Below are 21,181 nucleotides of genomic sequence, written 5' to 3'. Positions count from 1 at the left end.
CCTCATGACGTTAAATCAGGCGCGAATAGATGCAGCCACTTTGTCAGCAAAGGCTTTGGTGCCACACTTGCCACCCAGATCCGGCGTGCGGGTTTCTGGATTTTCCAACACTTCGTCAACTGCACGGTTGATCTCTTCAGCAGCTTTGAGGAATTTTGGTTGATTGTGTTTCTCTGCGTACCACTGCAGCATCATCGCAACAGACAGGATCATTGAGACAGGGTTAGCCTTGTCCTGATTCTGAATGTCCGGTGCGGAACCATGTTGAGCCTGAGCGCAGCAATGGGTATCGCTGGCCATGATTGAACCTGCCAGACCAAGGCTACCGGACAATTCACTTGCCAAGTCACTGATGATGTCGCCATAGAAGTTGGTAGCAACCAGCACGTCGAAACGCTCTGGATTACGCACCAGGTGCGCAGTTGATGCATCAACCAACAGATCATCCAGCTCAACTTCAGGGAACTCTTTCGCGACATCACGAACGGCTTCAAGGAACAGGCCGTCAGTCATGTGGAAGCTGTTCGCTTTATGAATAGCAGTCACTTTCTTACGACGCTGCATCGCCAGCTCAAATGCCTTGCGTGCAATACGTTCAGAGCAATGACGGGTGATTTTACGGGTCGACAGCGCCATATCCGGGCTTGGCATCACTTCACCCCAGCCGCGAGTCATATTGCGGTCAGGATAGAAACCTTCAGTCGCCTCACGCATGATCACCAGATCCATCGATTTGCCTTCCTTCATATTTGAAGTCAGGAATGGACGAGTACGCGCCGGACGCACGTTAGCGTAAAGATCCAGACCGATACGGAAACCTGCAGAAACGTTACGACCGCCTTTTTCCGGTGCTGGATAGTCAGCGTGCGACTGTGTACCCAGGATAATGCCATCATAAGTTTTGGCACGGTCGAGTGATTCCTGGCGCAGCGTAGTACCGTGTAACTCCAGGCTTTTAAAACCCACGTCTTCGTAGTCGAACTCAAAGTTCAGGGCATACGCTTTATCCAGCGACTCCAGCACAGTTACCGCAGCAGAAGTGATCTCAGGGCCGATACCGTCACAAGGCAGAACCAAAATACGCATAAATACTCCAGATGGTTGGTAAGTTTTCGATTGCATTTTTATACCAATAAATGCACTGAAGGCAAGGTGATTGAGATCACATTTCTGATACAAAAAAAACACATTAGAACATTTATGCGCTGAATCAGTGAGTTATATGAAAAGCTTTATGGCTTTAGGATTAATACCCGATATGACAAGGTTTAATACCCCCTTAGTGATTTGTGGAATGTTATGCAAAACGCTTTATTTTGTGATCTTAAGCACAAATTAACACCAAGCCTAATTGCACTTGTATTTACATAAAAGCAATATGTGCTCAATTTGTTACCGCTTCTGAGGAACACATATGATTAAGTTGGGCGTCATCGCGGATGACTTTACGGGTGCCACCGACATTGCCAGCTTTATGGTGAATGCTGGCTGGAAAGTGGTGCTGTTCAATGGCGTTCCAGCTGAGGCATTTGATCAGGAAGGAATCGACGCGGTTGTTATCGCATTGAAAAGTCGTTCAATTCCGACGAAAACAGCGGTAGAGCAGTCATTATCTGCATCCAATTGGCTAAAAGCTCAGGACTGCAAGCGACAGCTTTTCAAATACTGCTCAACTTTTGATTCAACCAGTGAAGGCAACATCGGTCCGGTTACTGATGCGCTGATGGAGAATCTTGGTGCATCCATGACGCTGATTTGCCCTGCAGTGCCTGACAACGGCCGCACGATTTTACAGGGGCATTTATTCGTCAAAGGGCAGTTACTCAATCAAAGCGGAATGGAACATCATCCAGTAACGCCGATGAAAGAGTCGTCACTGAAAAAATTGATGGAAGCGCAATCTACGGGGCGTTGCGAAATCATCAGTCTCGACACGATCAAAAATCATGTTGAAGACATTCCTGATACGTTGGCAAAACTAGCGGAAGAAAAATTTAAATATGTTATCTGCGATGTGCTCGATAACAACGACCTGTTAACCGTGGCGAGTGAGACAGCAGATTTTAAATTGATCACCGGAGCTGCAGGCATTGGTTATGCGATTGCCGCACTGGATACGATGAATAAGCGCGCAGAAAACCATTCTTTCTCAATCAGTAGAGAAGGCGCGAGCGTTGTTCTGTCGGGCAGTTGCTCTTCAATGACTAACCAGCAAGTTAACTTTTATCAACAGCGCGCTTCATCTCTGGCGCTGGATGTGGAAAAAATTCTCAATGAACCCACCTATCTGCAGACGGTGACTGGCTGGGTGTTAACCCATACCAATGATTCATTGGCTCCAATGGTTTATGCCACCCAACCGCCGCAGATAATTGAGATCATTCAAAAGAACTATGGTGCGGAATTTGTTAGTGAAAAGATTGAAGGTTTCTTCTCTGCGCTAGCCAGCACTCTTAGTAAGAAAGGTTTCAACAAATTCATCGTAGCCGGTGGTGAAACGTCGGGTGCGGTGTCACAGGGTCTTGATATTAAAGGCATGGTAATTGGTGATGCTGTTGCACCAGGTGTGCCGTGGACGCAGGTTCTGGACGAAGAAAAGTGGGTAATTCTTAAGTCAGGCAATTTTGGCAACAGTGATTTCTTCTTAAAAGCGCAGGAGAGTGTGAAATGAGCGAAGTGCAATTACGTCAGGATTTAGTTCGCTACGCACGCTCCCTGTTTGAACGCGGTTACAGTAGCGGTGGTGCCGGAAATATTAGCCTTAAATTACCCGATGGCCATATTCTCGCCACACCCACTAATTCAAGCTTTGGCGATCTGGATGCTGATGAACTAAGCAAAGTGACCATGACCGGTGAGTTAGTTTCTGGTCAAAAGGCTTCAAAAGAGGTACTGATGCATCTGGCCATGTATCGCCAGCGTCCTGCGTGCGGCGGTATTGTGCATCTGCATTCTCCCTGGTTAACAGCGTTATCCTGCCTGCCTGACCTGGATTACGACAATGCATTGCCCGCCATCACACCTTATTACGTGATGCGAGTAGGCAAGTTACCTGTCGTTCCCTACATCCGTCCAGGCTCACCGGATATTGCAGTCCATGTGGAAAAATTAGCTAAGGAGCATAATTCGATTCTGCTAGCTAATCATGGCCCAATTATTTCAGGGAAAAACATCCGCGAAGCGGTATTCAATGCAGAAGAGTTAGAAGAAACAGCAAAACTGTACTTCGTTCTTAAGCCCTATGGTATGAAAACATTAACCGCCGAAAATATTGATGAGTTGAATACGCTTTTTAATATGAAATAAATAATTATTTTTAAAGCTGTGCAGATTTCCTGCACAGCGTTTTCTTACATCTAATACCCTGAAAATTTAAAGGACAAATTATGTCTTTAATGCTTATCACCGGGATCGTCATGTTCATTATACTGACATGGTGCTTATTGAAGAATAAGTTTCCACCCAGTGTATTGTTTATTGTTTTACCCACCGTTGCTGCTCTGGTCTGTGGATTTGGTTTTAAAGAATTGGGTGAGTATGTCGCATCCGGATTAAAGTCAGTGGTAGGAACCGCCACGCTCGTTGCCTTTAGCGCCATGTTCTTTACCCTGATGAAAGAGGCGGGGGTCTTTGACGTTATTGTACGTTTTATCCTGCGCTTCGTAACGCAATCTACTTTCTCAGTATTGCTGGCGACTCTTGTTATTGCCTCAGTTTGTAGCCTTGATGGCAATGCCTACGCAACGTTGCTGGTTACCGTACCTGCCTTACTGCCCATCTATGAAAAGATGAATATCAGCCGTAAAACTTTATTGATGCTGGTCACTGTCGGTGTTGGCGTTACGGGAATAACTCCCTGGGGTGGCTCGCTTAATCGCGCGATTGCCGTAACCCATCTCGATATCCTTGAAGTCTATTACAAATTGATCCCGCTGCAGGTTGTGTTGTTCGTGCTGGGTGTTGTTCTGTGCTGGTACATGGCCAGAGTTGAAAATAGAAGCGGCTCTGGAATCACTAAAGAAGCTTTTCTGGTGATGCGTCAGGAGATGCTGACCAGCGAAGGAGATCACAATCCGTGGTTATTACGTGCGAACTTTGTACTGGTCATCGCCACCATTGTTATTTTGGTCTCAGGCTTAGTTGCCGGTAACTTCCTGTTCATGATCGCTTTCTCACTGGCGGTAATGATTAATTATCCTGATGCCAAAAAAGCACAGCAAAAAATAAAAGATTATGCGCTGACCATTTTCCCGGTAATTGTAATTTTCTTAACCATTGGTGTGTTCGTTGGCATCTTACAAAATACGGGGATTATTAAGGTTCTGGTAAATGAACTTGCTACGGTGCTACCTTCCAGTTTAGGGCCTTATCTCTATATTATTCTGGCGGCGTTTAGCGTACCGATTGTTATTCTGATTGGTTCAGATGCATTTTATTTTGCTCTACTTCCTCTTGCTGTGGGCCTTGGACAAAGTTTTGACGTCTCCCCACTGCACGTCACTATCGCCATGTTGATAACTGAACAAATTGGTCTGCTGTTAAGCCCCGTAATACCGGCGACGCACCTTGGGTTAGGTCTGCTTAATCTTCAGGTCGGCGAACATATTCGTCATTCCATGGTGAAAATTTGGATCATGAGTGTCTGTGCGCTGTTCGCTGCAGTTGTTCTTGGCATTATTCCTGTCTGATGGGGAGCGCTATGATTCCTGCTGAACGTCATCAACGGATACTCGAAATGGTATCCACCAAACATTTTGTTAGTCTCCGTGAGCTGTCGGATATGCTGAATGTCACGGTGATGACCATTCGGCGGGATATTGAGCAACTCAGCGCGCGTGGCATCATCATGACCACGCGCGGTGGGGTTAAGTCACGTGATGAAGTGCCTGTGCGTAAACTGCCCGAAGCCGTTGGTTCTAACGCTCTGGTTCGTGCAGCGCTCAGCTACCTTGGCGACAGTAAGGTGGTTTATATCGATGGCGGGAAACTGACCTTAGAGCTGGCCACCTTTTTCCCCTACAGCGATGAAATGACAATTGTCACCAATGATTTTGCTATCGCAAAGCATGTGATGGCTCACAGTGGCGCCGCACTGTTCTTTATTGGTGGAAAACTAAGCCGTCATGACAATACCTTCCATCAACGCGTCGCACTTGAAACCTTAAAAAGCCTCAATTTTGAAAAAGCATTCATTGCGCCGGAATCATGGGGTGATAAAGGCGTGTTTCATAATGATGAATTTAGAACGTCTTATTACGATGCAATTATTAGCGCATCACGCAAATGCATCATGCTGGGAGACAATCAAAGTTATGGCCGCAACGCCCTTTACAAAATGTTTTCCCTCACCGATATGGACATGGTCATTACAGACCTGTCTTCTTCAGAGTCGATTTTGAGCAGACGAATTGATCCGCTAAAACTGCATCCCATAGCGAGAAAATAACGATAGCCATCCAGCTTTAGTGGTCAAATTTGACTAATGGTCATTCTTTTGCTTATAGCGGACCTTACCCATCTCGCATGTCCGCTTTGTGCCAAGAACAGTCGTTGCTAAGATCAGTTTAGTCGCCTGTTGGCACTGCCACAGGCATGTCTATGTAAAAAGCGAAGATGTTATAATCCAGTGTTCATTTGCTCTGATAAACAATAACGATGATAAACAGAATACTGGTAAGTGCTTGCCTGGTGGGGTTCAAAGCCCGCTATGATGGAAGCGAGAAAGCACAAATGACTGATCAGTTGCAGCGTTGGCAGAAAGAGCATCGTCTTGTGATCCACTGTCCTGAATTGGCCGCCGGGTTGCCAATTCCACGTCCCCCGGCTGAGATTGTCTCTACTGATGGTAAAGACGTAATGCTGGCACAGATCAGAATACTTGAAATTACCGGACAGGATGTCACTGAGTCCTATCAGCTTGCCGCTTGGTTGGCACTACGCACAGCTCAGGAGTCGGGTTGTACCGCTGCGCTGTTAACCGACGGCAGTCCAACATGCGGTAGCCAATTCATCTATGACGGTTCATTTAGCGGCCAGCGTAAGTCAGGTATGGGAGTCGCAGCTTCGCTACTCACTGAACATGGTATAGCCGTGTTTTCTGAGAAGAGGCTTGCCGATCTCATTGCCTGGATTGATGAAAAAGAACGCTGAACATATTTTTTTTATTGAGATATAAAAAGAAATCAGTTTTTTGTTTATTACTGACGTCACATGTTCTCAGGCCTATTTGTGCCAGGAGCGGAAGTTGGAGTGCCAGAGGCCCTCTAAACATTGATGGTTAGTTTTGCAGGGATACTTACAGCCGTACTGGCTCAGGTCGGCTCTCGACCAAGCTATACCGGGGCGGTTCAGCTCAGAATCTGGATGAAATAAAGGATCCAGATGCGGATCCAATTCCATTTTGACTTCTTATGTACCAGGTGAAATGGTCAGTTCCAGTATTCATATTTCGCCGTCATTACGGCGTTATGTTTGTCCACATACTGTTTACCTGTCCGAACAGTTGGGGTGATTGTGATATCCATATTGGCGTGTGTGCATTCTCCATGTGAGTTCCACTCCTCGCAGGTGGTCAGATTTTTTTCGATGGTGAAATACGTCTGGGTCTTGCTCAGGGTCAACTCACGGCCCTCGTTATCATAGCTATACTCTTCTATGGTTGAGGGTGATTGGGTTTTGATCAGACGATGATCGCCATCATAACTATATACAATCGTATTATTATCTATCACCATACTTCCTTTGCTTGCCGCGCTTGCCAGTAATCCTGATGAATTGAAGTCGTAGTCGATTGTGCCTACTACGGTTTTATCTTTATCTTCCGGTTTTGTGGCCTCGATAACCGAACGATTAACTGCACGGCTGATAATTCCTTTATCGTTAAGCAGGTAAATTCCCTCAAGAGTCTGCCGATATGCCTGCGTGGTTTTCTGACTGTTTTTATCGGCTATGACCCCGTTTGAGTCCACCTGGATGCGCCAGCCAAACTCCGTTTTATTCAACTGAATTTCAGAGGTTGCCGTGAAAACTGCTTTCTGGCCTGTTGAGGTTTTGACCTCTTTCATACGGCCGCTAATTAACTCACCGCATTGACTGAAGTTGCTTTGAACCGATGTGCGAAGATACCCATCAGGACTATCAATAGTGATTGATACAGATTTGGGAATTTCAGTTCTTGTCGGCTGGCTCAGAAAGATGAAGTTGTTCAGTTTATTTTTAGCGAAGATTTCCGCAGTGCATTGTGCTGCATAAGTCTGAAATGTGCAGAGGGATAAGAGAGTAATTAACAGTTTTTTATTATTGAATGACATTATTTGTTGTCCTCATGAACCGATCAGTTATCCAGATTTGGTTAAGTTGGCGAAGTTTTGTTTCATTGGCTGCTTGTCTGGTTTGACTCACTTGTCAATCAGTGGCTTCACTGTAATCTGGCTACATGCTTTGTACAATAAGGTCCGCTCCTCGCTCAGTGCCGACCTGTTGTCTCTTCAATCTGCTGCGTGAAGCGGGCTGACACAATGGCTCCAACATACGAATCAGTCCACAATAAAGAGTTTTGCGCCTGTCGTAGTTCTGGACTGATGTGGCTCCGCGTTATCACCAACCTGATAACTCATCCCCGCAGTTAAAATGAATTTACGACCATCTTCGAGCATTGTTTCTAGTTCTCCCTCCATGCAGAAAAGAACATGCCCTTTTTGGCACCAATGGTCTGCAAGATAGCCTGGGGTATATTCAACCATTCGCACACGGATTTGATTCGGTTTCTGACCAAAGTGTTGCGTGCGCCAGTAAGCCATACCTGTTTCCCCTGGGTGCTCTGTTCTTTCGACTTCACTCCAGTTGGTCGTGCCAAAAGCAAATGCCTCAAGATTCATTTTGTCGCCCTTCGTTATTAAGTAAGATCTCTCATGCTCAGACTAGAGCGATTTAACGATATGAAAAACTAATTTTTAAATCAAAATCTTAAATGTCAAATGTGGTAAGAAAGTTGAAAGTGGTGCAGATTATTTATCTATTCAGGGATCTGCACAAGTAAACGGCAGCGGTTACAGATAATGTCTGCTTCACGCCCGTGAATTTGGATTGCTCTGTCCCAGTTTTTTGTTGGAAACGACCAAGTAATTTGCGAACAGGTAGTCAAGTAAAATGCGAATGGGTGATCAAGTGAATGCGAATACCCAATTATCAGCCATGATGAATTCCTTTAAAATATTTACCGGATTTGTACGAATATATTAACCTGCATCCCGGAATACCTAATAGGGTCTATGGAAGTTTATACTAATTATTTTATGCCTAAGCTGAGTTGTAATTATTAACTCACTCAGGCATTCAGATTAATAAGGACAGATATTTTACTTTGCGTGACACCTGGAAAAATCAGTTTCCCCAAAAAGTTACTTTTCCTGCATTGCCAAACTGAAGGCTAACGGGAATGGTCAGCTCTGACGCAAAGGATTACTTCCCGTTTGTTTGTTTTTTAGCTGGTGGAAGGTTTGAGGGGCATCTAAATCAGTTTATGAAACGCTAAAATTTTACTTAATCGAATGCATTCCACTCCGGATAAATATAAAAAACTGTTCCCGCTTTAACAGGGAGTGTGAGAGCTTTGTTTTCGGGAACAATTTGCATATTCACATCCTGGTAAATTCCGGTACAGCTTTTCTGATCTACAACCATAGTCCACGCTTGTTGTCTGGGTATGGTGACGCCAAACCAGGTCTTAACATCAACAAACTTAGTTGTAACGCTGACGTTATATCTACAATCCGACTTCACATCCTGTACAATTAATGAACTATCACCTTCCATAAAAGTGCGTATGTTCACCGTCTTAATAGGCTCGGCATGGATACCAATAGAAGTCAGGAGCATCACTAATGGAGCAATTATATTTAATCTCATCGTTGATTTTTCGCTTTTAAAGATGTGCTTCAGCACACGAGAACTAGAATCTTTTTATTGGGGGCGTACCGGTTACCCAAAGTTCAATACGATCTTGCATGTTGATAACTGCGGCCGCATCCTGCTTTAATTGCTCTACTCGGTCAGGTGAAGATGCGAAAATAGTCTGGCAATATTCAAATTCACTATGTACGGCACCTAAACGTTCAAACAGGATTGAAAGATATTTAATATCATCGTCAGAGAGTTCAGTGTTCAATGTTTGCCTCATTAAGTGGCAATCGAAGTGACGAGATTTACCACGTCTAACCCCTGTCGCGACCATGCTAATTAATGGTAACTCATTCTCCAGGGACGCCTGAATGAATGTCTTCAGGAATTGTAAAAGTAACTTTTCTCGGTCTAAACCAGAAGTGTAAACATTTCAGGTTTAAATTAACGACATGCCCATGAAGGACGTAGTATTTTCTCATTGTTCCAGGGCTGCTGTTCACCTAGTTCCCAGGTGTCAGTATCGTACAAGCCTGTGCCGCCGAAATCAAAGTCCGGGCATAACTGACAAACATAACAGTACGCGAGAAATCCATTATCTCGGCTTTTTACGCCATATAACCAACCTACTGCATAAATGTCCTGAGAATATGATCCAAAAGCAAAATATACACCTGCATTGCTCCAGTGTGACAACTCGGGGTAATCCCCTCTCATACCCTTTATGTATTCAATATCCTCATCGTTTAACTCCTCATCGGATACTTCTCCGGTTAAAAATGTTCTTTCTTCAAAGATAAACATCATGCTCTCCTTACAAAATTTGGGTTTAAGTTTTTATTATACCAACTCTGTTTCTGAGCAGCCCCCACGGTTCAAGTGTTCAAGGTTTTGATTGTATTATAAAATCACTCTTTATCAGAGTGCATTTGATGGCTAAAGTTGACGTAAAATGCCCTTTTTTGTGAGCAGACCGAATCCGTTTAAAAACATGGTCAGGGTAAAACCGGGCATCAGCACTACCGCTGACAGTTTTACCGCCGTACTTTCCAGCTCGACTATGCCTATCGTGCCTGTCAGCCCGGAATGAAAAAACAGTTTGTCGATCTTGCAATGAACAATCCGGGCATACGTGACACCGCTCGAGCGCTACCTATCAGTATCAATTTATCATTTCTGATATGAGTCAATAAGGCTGTCGATGAGCGGGGTCTGTTCAAATCCAGGATGCCCCCGGAACATGTGACTCGCGACCGCTATCCACTCCAGCACTTTATCGGTGCCAATCCACCGTCTGCCAAGTCGCTCTGCCGCAATTGCCGTTTTGAAATAGCCAGAGAAGTGATCAACGACCAGCTCGCCAGGCTTTGTCAGAAACTCGATGAAAAATGAGGCAAGCCAGGTCGGTGATGTCGCCCCATGGCGGGGTAACCCCAGCTCCGAAGCCACTTTGTGACAAAAGAGGGTATCAGGGCATAGATTCCCCCTGATCAGGGTGTTTTTTGCAATGGCTCCCTCGGTCTGTGCCGAAAACGATCCGGCTTTGAGCCGATGAGCACCATCACCATAGGATGTCGTGCGCAGTTCGCCACCGGCATCAATCAGTTTCTGATGTGCTTCAGTATGCGGGACCAGGACGCGGCGATTGTCAGATCTGACATGCATGGCATCGGAGGTCAGCCAAATAACGGGTTCGTATGAAACACCAAGCTGAACCCGTTTTTTACAAGCCCATTGTGTGGGACCTGGTGCCTTAGCCCGGTTGACCCAAACCAGTCTGTCCATCAGTTCAAGTCCAAGATCATCCGCCAGCGCGAGTATCAGCCGTTCAAGATAAAGTGAGCGGGACGGACGGCCAGGCACGAAGGCATCCTGAGTCAGGTTGAGCACTATACTTCCGCCCCTGACCAGATTTTTGACAATTGGCTCAAGCGTCCTGACGATAAATTCCACGTAAGCGGCTTCGCTTTCAGCGCCAGCTCCGTAAGCACGGGCATTCCGCAGCAGGTACGGCGGTGAGGAGAAGCACAGCGTGATAGGTTCATCCCGAACGCTGCCAAACACTTGCCTCGCATCCCCAAAAATCCCTACACCCAGTTCAGTTGAAAACCCGACGACACAAACATTAGCGCGTGGCTCACGTAATCCTTTGTCGGTCAGGCGAGCAAGTTGCCAGACACCGCGCACCCCGGACACCTTTTCGATGATCCCCGCATGCTTGAGCGTTTGCTGAAACCAGCGGATTTTGTGCTTAATCTCACTGGTTTTCACTTTTTTATCGCCAAATTCTCGCTGAAGCTGCATATCCTCAGCAGACAGGCCAGCGAGTTTCTGGGCTTTCTCATAGATTTCCGCATTGGACAGCTCACCCTCTGCGTCTTCGTAAATCTGAGCGATTAATTCAGCCGTTAATGTGGTCATGGAATTCCCTGAAATTCTGGCGCCTGTCCGGAGTTACCCGAACAGGGGTAATGACGATGGTTAGTCAGTCAATATAGGCATGTAAAATATCGAGATGCTCGGGAAGAACACGCTTTACGCGCTTCATGCTGTAATGAAACTCTCCGCCGAGATCATAAGCGCCGTTGTCGTCCCAGTCCAGGTCGCCATGAGCTTCACCTTCAATGGCGATGCGCACTGCCGATGCTTCATCATCCGCAGCAATCAACGACTGAGTTGATTTGATGTATTCCCCAGCCTGGATCTTCAGAACAACCATAAAATGATGCATAGATATCTCCCGTCTTAGTTTTCAGAGTAAATTTATTGAAGCCCTGACACAGGCCAGGGCAGGAATAAATCAACTCACAAAGTCGTAACCAAACACCCCACCAACACGCATGCGTTGTGACGCCATGTCCTTTAACCGTTTGTTGACCATTTTCATCTCAGCAGTGGTGGCCTTCGATACCGGGATGAATTCACGCTGAATGTGTGTTTCATGAAACAGCGTACGATTATCTTTAGAGGCCGCTTTATTACGGATCAGCCCTTCCTGGCGCTGAACAACAATCACATAGCGGTCTTCGTTAAGTGACGGTACATTCATCAGGGATAATGCAATAACCACTTCACGCGTCTTCTGAGAGGCCAGAATTTCAATATCAGTCCGCTTATTTTTTCCCGTTCTCAGAAGCTTTACACCACAAATATCAGACTCGGTGTAGTTCATTTGCGCGAGGACATTAAATAAGTCACACCCTGCAACCTGAAGTTTTTTGTATTCCATGAAATCCTCTCACCGGAGCAGCTCTCCGGATAAATACGGTCGCCATTGAAAGTTTGGCGCGTGGTTATTCTTTACTGAGCCTGGTTACTGATTTCAGCAATGCCGGTCTGGAATGACTGATAAATATCCCCTTCAAACTTAAACTCTTCAAGATACGTGAATTTGGTCAAACAAACGGGCACATCATTTACCTGACCCCGTGACAAATAATCATCAACAGGATTTTCAAATTGCAGTATGAAAATATTCAACACATTTTCATCACCTGCGGTCTCATGCGTAAACTGGAATTCACAATAGCGACCGGGCTGTGTTACACGGAAAAACCAACGTACAGGCACTTTATCCTGATTAACGCCTTGCCAGTAGGACTCGACATCTTTAAGAGAATAGCCAAGCGCATTAATCATATTAACTGCATTGACCTCTGAGGTTTGAAAACTAAGTTTATTCATAATGCCCTCTCTGTAATTAACAATATGATAAACCGCCTCCTAAAAAAGCTAATAGGCTCCTGAGAATTATTTGTTGTTTTTTTAAAAACGGAGAGTGGCGATTAAGGGATTAATTATTTTATCGCCAGTCACTCCTGCAAAGTTACTTTTCTGACGCCACAGACAAGTCTTTTATTTCCGATTGCAAACCCAATTAAGACCAGCGATACAGTGAAAAGTAACTTTCATTAACCCGGATAAACTCCCGTAAGCAGTGCATCCAGTTTTCGTGGTAAAAGGTGATAATAAAACGGTAACCATCAATAGTTTCGATGTAACTAATGCCGTTGAAGGTTGAACCCCAGGCCACCACTTCGCCCGTGCTCACAAACTGGCCTTGCGGAAAGTCAGGTTCAGAATAGAAAATAAAACCTGTAGTGGAGCCTGAGGGAGACGCATCGACCAGAATTCCGTTAAATTGTCGTCCATGCCGTGCAGGTGTCAGTTCTGCGGCCAGTTGTACCTGTGTCATCAGTCGGTCAATCAGTTCTTTTTCTTTTTCGTCAGCAAAGGAGCGTACATCATCAGGTGAACCACAGCGGGTATATACCGAGACTTCTTTCAAGATCATAAGTTCGCGGCGAATAAAGGGTACGGAATTAGTGTCAAAGTTGAAAGCCGGTTGCACACCAAAGTTCTCACATAACATCAGGACGTTGCGGAAATTATATGCGCCCACGGGGGACGTTAACGAAATGCTTTTAAAGATAAATACCAGCTCATAAACATAGTCATCTGCATCGGTTTTGTTGCGCATGATATTGATCACCGGCAGTGACATATGGCAAAGAGCCTTTTCGTCCACGCGGTAATCAGATGGGCGACGAAAAACACGGCTAAACAAGGATGCAGCCAGCGTTCGCATGTCAGTTACCCTGGCCTCGATAAACAACTGATATTCATCTTCACCCTCAACTGGCGTAAACCACACAGAATAAAAATGAATGCCATCGACTTGTTTTAATTTCACCAACTGACTCACACTCTCGCTCTGCTGGCTGGCAGATTCTGGAATGTTAAGCCCGACATTAAAGTTTCGGCAAAAATCCGCGATATCCTGTGTCTGGTTATCGCTGACCGCCGTCACCAGTTGCAGACCGTTTACGTCCATTCTGAATGACTGCGTACCGCTGTTATCATTTCCACGCCACGGTGCCAGGCTAACGAGGGCATGGCTCAGCGTAGGGATCACAACACTTTCACCGACCGCCAGAGGCTGGATATCATCACGCAAAAATGGGGCCAGGTGCTGTCGAATTCGCTCTGCCTGAATTTTGTCGTTCGCCTGGACAAAAAAGGCAGGGATGCCGGATACCTCGTTAGAAAATAATCGAAACAGTTTCATTTAAGCCTCGTTAATTAAGCAGTGATTTATAGTTATGGGCTGAAAGATGCACGTCATGTGCGCCATCGTTCCAGGTAAAGAAAAGGCGGTATTTGGAATTTACCCGCACAGAGGAATACTTATTTCTGGTCATGGGTAACTTTTCGTAGCGAAGGCTGTTGGAGGTTAAATCCTTTACCGTGGTAGCCGAATGAATAACAGCCAGACGACTGATAATGGATTCAGTGATTTCCGTTGGTAATCCGGCCTGATGTTTTCCCTGACGGAACAGATTTTCGAGTCGGGCATCTTTGAATGAATGGATCATAACAGTCTCCTTTACAGCCTTCTGTTGGGTTAACGAACCGAATTTCCGCCAGCGTTAACACCAAGGATTTTTGCTGCTGCTAAAATTTGTTTCTCACTAAGCGTGAACTTTTTTTCCAGAATTGATTTAAGACTCATCAGAAAGTTATTCTCACGAGTACTGCTGTTAATGGCATCCACCACATTTTGATGTGACATGTACCAGATATTGTATTTGTCGGCCTGGGCGTTCCCTGCGGCCATACGGGTCTTAAATTCAATGTCACGGCCAATAACAGGTTTAATTCTTTTCAACGCAAACAGCTGATATGCAGTGCGCTTAGTAATCAGGCTATAACCAGTTCCATGGCAGTTATGGCAATTACTGCGGTAGAAATGATTACGTACTCCTTTACCACAACAAACCTTGCAGGTAACACGATGATCGTAATCAGCAATGCCAAGGGTAAAATCAACATTTTCAATACGAGATGCTGAAATTTCCTGTCCATTACAGTCGTACCATTTTTGATTGCTCATATGTCACCTCAAGTTTGTTTATATGAGGATCATGTCATGACATTAAAAAAAGCTAATAGGGTTACGGAATATTTCTTCATTTATTTTTAATGGCACCCTACAAATAAATTAATTAAGCATGAGGCCAGAGTTTTAATATCCTGAAATTTTAATATTGCGCTGAACTTTAATTTAGCGTGACCCATAAAGTGATTGCAGTGAAATTAGCAGGAGTTATTGAGCCTTTCATATTTTCTTTACGAATGCAGGCTTTGTCGTAAGAGCCGGTTGTCGCTGGTTTGCCCAGGCAGAATGGATGTGTTTTTTAAATTGCAGATGGTCGCGGATGTCGGCGCCCATTCGGTGAGTAAGCAATGCGTCAGTCTGGGGTTAGTCCGCCTCCGGTAAGGGTGCCGTATCGCGGCACCTGCCAGACCTAGAGTTGTGGGAATTCCAATGCAAACTGAGACGAACCAGTTACACCTGGAATGCCAGGCGTGACCGGATAGATACGCTCTTCTCCCTGCCCCATGTCAAAAACAATAACACGCGTCTGGCCGGGAGCGACCGTCACGCCAGCCAGCGTCAGCGGGAATTTAGCATCCTTACGAACCGTCAGTGTGCCGCTCAGTTCTCCGGTGATGACAGATCCATCCTGACGACGAAGAATACTGGTACGGATGTATGCCAGCGGCTGATTGTCGGATGTTTTCAGCGCCACCGCAGTCGCCAGGGTACGCATACGATCCAGGGTAATCATGTTCGCGGGTTGATAGAGGAAGTTAAGTTTTTTGGATGAGCGATTACCTGAAGCATCCACCGCAGACGCTTCAATCGTGTAAAACCCATCCTCGGAGGTTTCTACAGGATAAATCCTTGGATATTCAGGCGTATATGACCCATTCCCCTGACTGGTAAACGCCAGCGTAACCAGTTCACTGTTTGGACCACCGCTTAACACAAGGGATTCAAGCGTTGCATCTCCTGAGGGGTCTGTAATGTTAATCCTGAGGTTTTCCAGCCCTTTCACCAGCTTTCCATCAGGATCGGCATTCTCGTAACGGTAGGTGATTGAAGGAGCCGTGGAGTCGATAAGCAAATCCTCGTTTAGGGAGAGAGTGCCGATATTGCCGACCAGATCCTTTGCATAGACTGACTGCACGGTATATCTGCCGTCCGGCAGGCCAGCGTAAGAGATGACGGCGTTTTTAGTTTTATAGTCACTTTCAGTCCAGCTCTGGGCGGGTTGCTGGATAATATTTCCTGCGGCGTTCTTTAATGTCACGCCAAATTCCCGCGTATCCCATGCCCCTATCTGCCAGCCGTTGACGCGGTCATTATCAGTGACCGTCATTGTCACGTTCTTGCTACTACGATTAATTTTTGCGGTGTTGACGACCGGTGGATTCGTATCCCAGTTTGCTGTGAAAGCCCCGGCCAGATTATCGTAAATAGCGTTACCATTTTTCCCGGAGATGATATGGATGAATTCCAGACCTTTGTCCACGGTGTAGGCGTAATTCACATTCATTGTGCAGCTGGTGCCACCCACCGGGATCAGGCAATACCATGCCCGGTTTGAGTTTGCCGATATGCGCTGCTCATAGGTGCGGGGTTCGGCATTCACACGGATCTGGGTAAATTGCGCAGTTCTGAAATTCTCTATAGCCGTGAGCCACTGTCCGGTATCACTGCGATAAATTTCTTTGCTGAGGATTTTCGGGGCTTGCTCCATGGTCGGAGCCGGTGTGAACGATAAATCATTGTGATGGACACGACGAACACCGCCAGCTTTAGTCTGGAACTCATGGTACGTGTCGCCAGCGTTTGGATAGATGTAATTGAAACTGTAGATGTTATAGGTGCTGTCTGAACTCTGGTAGTTGCTGTCCGCCCACCCAAAAGAGGTGCCATTGATGGCTGTAAAGTTACTTTTGTTGCGGAGCACCCGGACAGAAATAGGGTTGGTATACACCGTCATTCCCGGAGCGTAGGTTTCCCAGGTGTTATTTGTGGTGTTGAGCACCTGAATAATGGACGGCGGATTCACGCGGTCAATAGTGCTTTGCCTGCTGAGCACCCCTCGGTTTCCTGCTTTGTCGTAAAGATACACGCCCATCCGGTACTCGGCCTGGGATACGGGAGCCAGAGCCGGATCACTGGCCGTATTAATCTGGACGGTGACCGAATTTTCGATGAGGTTAATTTCAGCCGCCCTCTTACGTTCCGTGCCACCTGAATCGACAAGGAAATACTCAGCCCGATCCAGTCCAGAGGCGCTGTCGGTTAGCCCGGTAAACACAATGGCCTGAACGGAGATGTATTGCATACCCGGAGGGAGGCTCGTAAAGATGGCTTCACTGCCAAACTGCCAGCCGTTACGGGAATAGCTGATTGCTCCACCTTTCGGGGGCGTTCTGTCGATGGAGAGTCCGTAATCGCGGCGGGAGACTTCCTTGTTCTGGAGATCAGTGATCACTTCCCGCAAGGTGTAGCTGTCCTCTCCGAATGCCGGAACAGATAACCGCTTACCGTAGTAGTCATTTCCGCTACTGGATGTCATGCGGTCATCGACCGTGACTTTGCTGCTTTTAAGGCTCCACAGGATCGCACCACTGCTGTTAAGGAGTGACAACTGTACATAGCGGTCAAGACCAGAAATAACGTCCACGTCGAAACCTGTCGTCGGGTTAATCCATCGGACTGAAGGCGGAACTATTTTGGGTTGATTCTGTGTGTCGGTAAATCGTAAATCTGCGATCTCTGCGTGAGCAGCAAATGAACAGGCCAGTAACGATGCAAAAAACGTAGCCCTGCGTTTCATATTATTTCTCCCCCGGATGAAGGTATCTATAATACCAGGCGGGAGTGTGTGAAACTGTCGGTTAAGGGTGTAAAAAAACACCGAATTTCGGCTCGCTAGAATCCAGTGTGGGTATTTACGTTCGCAGGCAGGATGCGTCATTTCAATCACCACGGAGTTCGTAACCGTTTGTCATCGACAGTAGATAATTACTAATTAAATGTGCCTGATACGCAGTAGATAGATTTGTTGGCGACGACCAGGTTATTTGCAAACAAGCAGCCTGGTCACATTCATGAGAAATGGATTTGAGGAGGAAATGAAGCTTAGGCCAAAAACAATCGCAAAATTACCCTCTGATTGCCGCCAGATATAACAGTTTAAGCAAAACGGCGCATTTATCTTTTTCCAGCATAAACATAAGCGCCGTACTTTTGTTTTATTCTTCCATGCCGCACTTAGAAACAGCACCTTCCCTGCCGATAAAATTAATTCCAGATATTTCCCCAGACCCTATTAGCATTTTTAATGATGGTGGTAACGTTTAATTATCTGAACAACACCAGGAATCAAATAAAATGCCTAAGCAAATTACCCCGGCAGAATTGGCAGAAATGGTTACTTGCCTGCTCGTAAAACCCGAGCTGATCGGTGAATTAGACTGCGCCCGTAATCACCAAGCATTCATGGATGATATCGCCATGGTTGTCGCAAATTATTGCGGAGGAAGAATTAACGGCGTAGGCGAACCAGAAACGACTGAAAACTATCTGAAGCACGAAGCAAGCACCCCTCTGTTAAGTGTGTCACCTGATGACTCGCTTCCTTCTCTTACCCGGAACGTGTGGGCATGGTTTGATCCTGAAGGGTGGATTGATGACGTTGAAGAGCTGGAGCCTGAAGCCGTATCCAGTATTCCTGATAATGACGCCTGTATCGCAATGCGCCGCCAGTTTCAGTCACTGCTGGTGGCTGAACCCTTCATCTTACAGCTGCATGACTGGCTGCACACACAAGAAGAATGTCCGGGATACACGTTCACATTCACATCAGGCAACCAGCCAGCTATCGAACTGAGCCGGGACGGGGAAACCGCTCTGGGTCTTCTCATCGAGATCAACAATGGTGTCCCGGCTCTGCACATTGATACCGGTGGCGATACGCTTCTGCATATCCACGCCGCCCACGGTGGCCTCGTCTTATCACCAGACTCGCCGCATATGCAATATCGCCAATCCCCAGTAGATCTTTTCAGTTACGGTCATGAAGCCTTATTGCTGACCGCATGTGAACGCTAAACGCCAGCCGAACGAAGAGAAAACATATGACACGTTTCAATCATGCTTTTGATATTACCTTTTCGCTTGAATCCGCAGACCCGACCGGGATTGGATTAACCGGAATGGAATTACTTGCCGCTCTGGAAGCGAAAGTCGCTGAATTTCGTAACGACCCGGTGATGCTCATTGAAGCTGCCGGAATGCCCTTTGACTCATATGTTGTGGCCGATGTGTCACATCAACCCGCCTGAATAACTGGCGAAATTTACGTAACTTCCAACGGACGCTTAAGTCTGGACAAATAGTGTATTCAGGAGATATCCATGCAGATTACAAACGATGTTCTTTACGTTCTTGGAGCGGCTCGTGTAGAGGGCAACCAACTTTTCCTGAACGGCCAACTGGAAAGGTCGCTTTATATGCGAACTGATAAAGTGCTGAAGGCGGCTGGTGGCATCTGGAAACGCAAGGAAAAAGCTCATATCTTCACAACTGATGCCGCTGACCGTATTGACGAGATCATGGCTACCGGGACGGTCGTTGTACCCCATGACGAGTTTAACTTCTTCCCTACACCGGCTGCTCTTATCGCAAGGATGATGAAATTCGTTTCCCCGGTTAACGCTGATCGGGTGCTTGAACCAGAATATGGAGATGGACGGATTATTCGTGCTGTCCTGGCATGTGCGCCTGAAGCGACAGTAACCGGAGTGGAAATCCGTGAGCAACCACTTTCTGATCTGGCGGCTATGCCTGAGAACGTGACTCTCCTGCGTTCTGACTTCCTCAGCTACGCTCCTGAAGTAAAGTACGATGCCATTTTAATGAACCCGCCTTTCTGCAAACGTCAGGATGTACGCCATGTTAACCATGCCCTTGATCTGCTTGCCCCAAAAGGACGGTTGTCTGCGGTAATGTCTGCTGGCACAAAATTCCGCTCGGATAATATGACAACAGCTTTTCGTGCGCGTGTGGCCGCACTTGGAGGGCGTATTCTGGATCTGGAAGAAGGAACATTTCGGCAGAGTGGAACGAACGTGAATACCGTGCTGGTAGAAGTCGTAATGCCTGGCTAACCGTTCCACGAAAGTTTCCCCTCAAAAACATAAAACCGGCAACCGGAAAAAGGGATGGTGGGGCAATGTTGGTAACTTAGGTGCATAAAAAAACCCCGAATCATCGGGGTCTTTTTTTTCCGCTTCAGCCAGTTGGTGGTTGACTGAGTTGGTGGGATGGAAACCTTTCAAAACAAATATAACGGCCAAATTCGGATTGATCAACCCATTTGATAAAAATTGCCCTTATATACACCAGCGTACCCTGATGCCGATTGATAAGGAAACTTTAGTATTATCCCGAAGTTTCAGGAACCGGCTGTGAGCGGTCAAAAGTAACTTTTCTCTCCCTCCTGCAATGGAGCGGAAATATATAATTTAAAACAATAACCATTGATAATATTGTGCAACTATTCCCATAAATTAAGCCTAATTCTTAGGTTATATATTTTTTAATATTATCACTGCCAACCCTATTACATATTCAACTCTCTGTTATATAATAAACTTGTTCCTGAGAGTCCTCCCTCACTAATTTAATAGTTTTAAGTCCTGGCTGTTCAGGTGGTGCTGGCAGTGCCTTAATCCACAAGGGGATGGAAACCTTTCAGAAACACCGAATAAGAGACAGGCAACGTAAAGGTAATTTTATTCGGCATCTCCTTGTTATTAAGGAGAGCGTATGAGCTTAATTGACCTTCTTATAAAGGTTGCACAGCTTATAGTTGTCTTGCTGCAACTGCTTGATGCCATTATGAAGTATTTCCAGTAATAGCAGAGAGTCGCTAAAGTGGGAGGGGGTTTTCCCCCTCCCCTTTTAAAAAAGCACACTAAAGCTAAATTAAGTCGAAGTAATTTATTTACCGAGTGTGGAAATGAGAAATTTTGTCTACCCTTAGCAAAATTTTAACTCCTTTCGCCACGGTATAATGCTCACCTGATAACTGATTGCGTGGATCTTATATGGAAATGCCGACCAACCAACGTGAACACTTTGAAATGTTGAACCTCCTGGAAGCATTGTTAATTGCCAACCCAGAAAAAGGAACTGAGGAAAACGCTAAACTGGAGCACCTGGTCGAAATTCTGAATGAATATGAAAATATTCATTACCCTATTCCACCCATTGATACCGGTACATCTACCGTTTAAGTGAGGACTATGTTTACCATTTCCAGCTTATTGTCCTTTGCTGCGTCTGCATGTTCTGTGCGTACCGCCAGGGTGATGGCTGATGGCTCATCTGGTAGCCGAAAAGTATTTATCTTGGCGT

At 46.0% G+C, this 21,181-nt stretch carries 23 protein-coding genes and 1 pseudogene; 11 read left to right on the top strand and 13 right to left on the bottom strand.

Going from position 1 to position 21,181, the window contains the following annotated elements; all coding sequences use genetic code 11:
* Positions 1-15: 15 nt before the first annotated feature.
* The gene (locus tag EDF88_RS22055; protein WP_134187307.1) at positions 16-1,086 is read right to left on the bottom strand and encodes an isocitrate/isopropylmalate dehydrogenase family protein; all 1,071 of its coding nucleotides are present in this window, start codon (positions 1,084-1,086) and stop codon (positions 16-18) included.
* A gap of 328 nt (positions 1,087-1,414) precedes the next feature.
* On the opposite strand from EDF88_RS22055, the gene otnK reads away from it, so the two are divergent.
* The 5 genes from otnK (at position 1,415) to EDF88_RS22030 (ending at position 6,150) form a co-directional block, all read left to right on the top strand.
* Positions 1,415-2,671: a 3-oxo-tetronate kinase gene (gene otnK, locus EDF88_RS22050; RefSeq protein ID WP_134187305.1), complete on the top strand. Its 1,257-nt coding sequence runs from the start codon at positions 1,415-1,417 to the stop codon at positions 2,669-2,671.
* Positions 2,668-3,306, top strand: coding sequence for an aldolase (locus EDF88_RS22045; protein ID WP_134187303.1), 639 nt, complete (start codon positions 2,668-2,670; stop codon positions 3,304-3,306). The genes otnK and EDF88_RS22045 overlap by 4 nt, the downstream gene beginning before the upstream one ends.
* 80 nt (positions 3,307-3,386) lie before the next feature.
* Complete coding sequence (locus EDF88_RS22040; RefSeq protein WP_134187301.1) at positions 3,387-4,688, top strand: SLC13 family permease; 1,302 nt, start codon at positions 3,387-3,389, stop codon at positions 4,686-4,688.
* 11 nt (positions 4,689-4,699) lie between these two features.
* Entirely contained in the window at positions 4,700-5,446 is a 747-nt protein-coding gene (locus EDF88_RS22035; protein WP_134187299.1) for a DeoR/GlpR family DNA-binding transcription regulator, read from the top strand.
* A 209-nt stretch (positions 5,447-5,655) separates the two neighbouring features.
* Entirely contained in the window at positions 5,656-6,150 is a 495-nt protein-coding gene (locus EDF88_RS22030; RefSeq protein WP_134187295.1) for a DUF523 domain-containing protein, read from the top strand.
* 278 nt (positions 6,151-6,428) lie between these two features.
* On the opposite strand, the gene EDF88_RS22025 is transcribed toward EDF88_RS22030, so the two are convergent.
* The 4 genes from EDF88_RS22025 to EDF88_RS22010 form a co-directional block, all read right to left on the bottom strand.
* A complete protein-coding gene (locus EDF88_RS22025) occupies positions 6,429-7,310 on the bottom strand; it encodes a hypothetical protein (protein WP_134187293.1) in 882 nt (293 codons plus the stop codon).
* 225 nt (positions 7,311-7,535) lie between these two features.
* Complete coding sequence (locus EDF88_RS22020; protein ID WP_134187291.1) at positions 7,536-7,877, bottom strand: DHCW motif cupin fold protein; 342 nt, start codon at positions 7,875-7,877, stop codon at positions 7,536-7,538.
* A gap of 664 nt (positions 7,878-8,541) precedes the next feature.
* Complete coding sequence (locus EDF88_RS22015; protein WP_134187289.1) at positions 8,542-8,943, bottom strand: hypothetical protein; 402 nt, start codon at positions 8,941-8,943, stop codon at positions 8,542-8,544.
* Positions 8,944-9,342: 399 nt separating this feature from the next.
* Entirely contained in the window at positions 9,343-9,702 is a 360-nt protein-coding gene (locus EDF88_RS22010; protein WP_166672008.1) for a hypothetical protein, read from the bottom strand.
* A gap of 128 nt (positions 9,703-9,830) precedes the next feature.
* On the opposite strand from EDF88_RS22010, the pseudogene EDF88_RS22005 reads away from it, so the two are divergent.
* Positions 9,831-10,065 (top strand): annotated as a pseudogene (locus EDF88_RS22005) (IS1-like element transposase); the annotation flags it as partial.
* A 3-nt stretch (positions 10,066-10,068) separates the two neighbouring features.
* Here the strand turns inward: EDF88_RS22005 and EDF88_RS22000 are convergent.
* The 8 genes from EDF88_RS22000 to EDF88_RS21965 form a co-directional block, all read right to left on the bottom strand.
* Positions 10,069-11,319 carry a DNA methyltransferase gene (locus tag EDF88_RS22000; protein WP_134187286.1) on the bottom strand — a complete coding sequence of 417 codons (1,251 nt, stop codon included), beginning with the start codon at positions 11,317-11,319 and terminating at the stop codon, positions 10,069-10,071.
* Between the two features lie 64 nt (positions 11,320-11,383).
* Positions 11,384-11,629, bottom strand: a complete 246-nt coding sequence (locus EDF88_RS21995; protein WP_134187284.1) for a hypothetical protein — start codon at positions 11,627-11,629, stop codon at positions 11,384-11,386.
* Between the two features lie 69 nt (positions 11,630-11,698).
* Positions 11,699-12,127: a hypothetical protein gene (locus tag EDF88_RS21990; RefSeq protein WP_134187282.1), complete on the bottom strand. Its 429-nt coding sequence runs from the start codon at positions 12,125-12,127 to the stop codon at positions 11,699-11,701.
* A 71-nt stretch (positions 12,128-12,198) separates the two neighbouring features.
* Positions 12,199-12,582, bottom strand: coding sequence for a hypothetical protein (locus EDF88_RS21985; RefSeq protein WP_115632080.1), 384 nt, complete (start codon positions 12,580-12,582; stop codon positions 12,199-12,201).
* Between the two features lie 193 nt (positions 12,583-12,775).
* Complete coding sequence (locus EDF88_RS21980) at positions 12,776-13,966, bottom strand: flavin reductase (protein ID WP_134187280.1); 1,191 nt, start codon at positions 13,964-13,966, stop codon at positions 12,776-12,778.
* Between the two features lie 10 nt (positions 13,967-13,976).
* Complete coding sequence (locus EDF88_RS21975; protein ID WP_115632078.1) at positions 13,977-14,273, bottom strand: type II toxin-antitoxin system RelE/ParE family toxin; 297 nt, start codon at positions 14,271-14,273, stop codon at positions 13,977-13,979.
* A 29-nt stretch (positions 14,274-14,302) separates the two neighbouring features.
* On the bottom strand, positions 14,303-14,791 hold the full coding sequence (locus EDF88_RS21970) for a hypothetical protein (protein WP_115632077.1): 489 nt from the start codon (positions 14,789-14,791) through the stop codon (positions 14,303-14,305).
* Positions 14,792-15,206: 415 nt separating this feature from the next.
* On the bottom strand, positions 15,207-17,594 hold the full coding sequence (locus EDF88_RS21965) for an Ig-like domain-containing protein (RefSeq protein ID WP_134187278.1): 2,388 nt from the start codon (positions 17,592-17,594) through the stop codon (positions 15,207-15,209).
* A 557-nt stretch (positions 17,595-18,151) separates the two neighbouring features.
* On the opposite strand from EDF88_RS21965, the gene EDF88_RS21960 reads away from it, so the two are divergent.
* The 5 genes from EDF88_RS21960 to EDF88_RS21940 all read left to right on the top strand — a co-directional run bounded on the left by EDF88_RS21960 (position 18,152) and on the right by EDF88_RS21940 (position 21,060).
* The gene (locus EDF88_RS21960; protein WP_134187276.1) at positions 18,152-18,871 is read left to right on the top strand and encodes a hypothetical protein; all 720 of its coding nucleotides are present in this window, start codon (positions 18,152-18,154) and stop codon (positions 18,869-18,871) included.
* 26 nt (positions 18,872-18,897) lie between these two features.
* Positions 18,898-19,104, top strand: coding sequence for a hypothetical protein (locus EDF88_RS21955; protein ID WP_115632075.1), 207 nt, complete (start codon positions 18,898-18,900; stop codon positions 19,102-19,104).
* Positions 19,105-19,176: 72 nt separating this feature from the next.
* Positions 19,177-19,929 (top strand): class I SAM-dependent methyltransferase, encoded by a 753-nt coding sequence (locus tag EDF88_RS21950; protein ID WP_115632074.1) that lies wholly within the window; start codon positions 19,177-19,179, stop codon positions 19,927-19,929.
* Between the two features lie 661 nt (positions 19,930-20,590).
* On the top strand, positions 20,591-20,680 hold the full coding sequence (locus tag EDF88_RS21945; RefSeq protein WP_115632073.1) for a type I toxin-antitoxin system toxin TisB: 90 nt from the start codon (positions 20,591-20,593) through the stop codon (positions 20,678-20,680).
* Between the two features lie 191 nt (positions 20,681-20,871).
* Positions 20,872-21,060, top strand: coding sequence for a hypothetical protein (locus EDF88_RS21940; RefSeq protein WP_134187274.1), 189 nt, complete (start codon positions 20,872-20,874; stop codon positions 21,058-21,060).
* Positions 21,061-21,181 lie beyond the last annotated feature (121 nt).

The sequence above is a fragment of the Buttiauxella sp. BIGb0552 genome (genome assembly GCF_004366275.1).
In the GTDB taxonomy this organism is placed as follows: Bacteria; Pseudomonadota; Gammaproteobacteria; order Enterobacterales; family Enterobacteriaceae; genus Buttiauxella; species Buttiauxella gaviniae.
Note: the sequence above shows the minus strand (reverse complement) of the source record. Positions and strands in the feature narration are given on the sequence as shown.

Excerpts from the sequence above, each read along its gene's own strand:
- EDF88_RS22055 (WP_134187307.1), bottom strand. The coding sequence starts at position 1,086 with ATGCGTATTTTGGTTCTGCCTTGTGACGGTATCGGCCCTGAGATCACT.
- otnK (WP_134187305.1), top strand. The coding sequence starts at position 1,415 with ATGATTAAGTTGGGCGTCATCGCGGATGACTTTACGGGTGCCACCGAC.
- EDF88_RS22045 (WP_134187303.1), top strand. The coding sequence starts at position 2,668 with ATGAGCGAAGTGCAATTACGTCAGGATTTAGTTCGCTACGCACGCTCC.
- EDF88_RS22040 (WP_134187301.1), top strand. The coding sequence starts at position 3,387 with ATGTCTTTAATGCTTATCACCGGGATCGTCATGTTCATTATACTGACA.
- EDF88_RS22035 (WP_134187299.1), top strand. The coding sequence starts at position 4,700 with ATGATTCCTGCTGAACGTCATCAACGGATACTCGAAATGGTATCCACC.
- EDF88_RS22030 (WP_134187295.1), top strand. The coding sequence starts at position 5,656 with ATGATAAACAGAATACTGGTAAGTGCTTGCCTGGTGGGGTTCAAAGCC.
- EDF88_RS22025 (WP_134187293.1), bottom strand. The coding sequence starts at position 7,310 with ATGTCATTCAATAATAAAAAACTGTTAATTACTCTCTTATCCCTCTGC.
- EDF88_RS22020 (WP_134187291.1), bottom strand. The coding sequence starts at position 7,877 with ATGAATCTTGAGGCATTTGCTTTTGGCACGACCAACTGGAGTGAAGTC.
- EDF88_RS22010 (WP_166672008.1), bottom strand. The coding sequence starts at position 9,702 with ATGTTTATCTTTGAAGAAAGAACATTTTTAACCGGAGAAGTATCCGAT.
- EDF88_RS22000 (WP_134187286.1), bottom strand. The coding sequence starts at position 11,319 with ATGACCACATTAACGGCTGAATTAATCGCTCAGATTTACGAAGACGCA.
- EDF88_RS21995 (WP_134187284.1), bottom strand. The coding sequence starts at position 11,629 with ATGCATCATTTTATGGTTGTTCTGAAGATCCAGGCTGGGGAATACATC.
- EDF88_RS21990 (WP_134187282.1), bottom strand. The coding sequence starts at position 12,127 with ATGGAATACAAAAAACTTCAGGTTGCAGGGTGTGACTTATTTAATGTC.
- EDF88_RS21985 (WP_115632080.1), bottom strand. The coding sequence starts at position 12,582 with ATGAATAAACTTAGTTTTCAAACCTCAGAGGTCAATGCAGTTAATATG.
- EDF88_RS21980 (WP_134187280.1), bottom strand. The coding sequence starts at position 13,966 with ATGAAACTGTTTCGATTATTTTCTAACGAGGTATCCGGCATCCCTGCC.
- EDF88_RS21975 (WP_115632078.1), bottom strand. The coding sequence starts at position 14,273 with ATGATCCATTCATTCAAAGATGCCCGACTCGAAAATCTGTTCCGTCAG.
- EDF88_RS21970 (WP_115632077.1), bottom strand. The coding sequence starts at position 14,791 with ATGAGCAATCAAAAATGGTACGACTGTAATGGACAGGAAATTTCAGCA.
- EDF88_RS21965 (WP_134187278.1), bottom strand. The coding sequence starts at position 17,594 with ATGAAACGCAGGGCTACGTTTTTTGCATCGTTACTGGCCTGTTCATTT.
- EDF88_RS21960 (WP_134187276.1), top strand. The coding sequence starts at position 18,152 with ATGCCTAAGCAAATTACCCCGGCAGAATTGGCAGAAATGGTTACTTGC.
- EDF88_RS21955 (WP_115632075.1), top strand. The coding sequence starts at position 18,898 with ATGACACGTTTCAATCATGCTTTTGATATTACCTTTTCGCTTGAATCC.
- EDF88_RS21950 (WP_115632074.1), top strand. The coding sequence starts at position 19,177 with ATGCAGATTACAAACGATGTTCTTTACGTTCTTGGAGCGGCTCGTGTA.
- EDF88_RS21945 (WP_115632073.1), top strand. The coding sequence starts at position 20,591 with ATGAGCTTAATTGACCTTCTTATAAAGGTTGCACAGCTTATAGTTGTC.
- EDF88_RS21940 (WP_134187274.1), top strand. The coding sequence starts at position 20,872 with ATGGAAATGCCGACCAACCAACGTGAACACTTTGAAATGTTGAACCTC.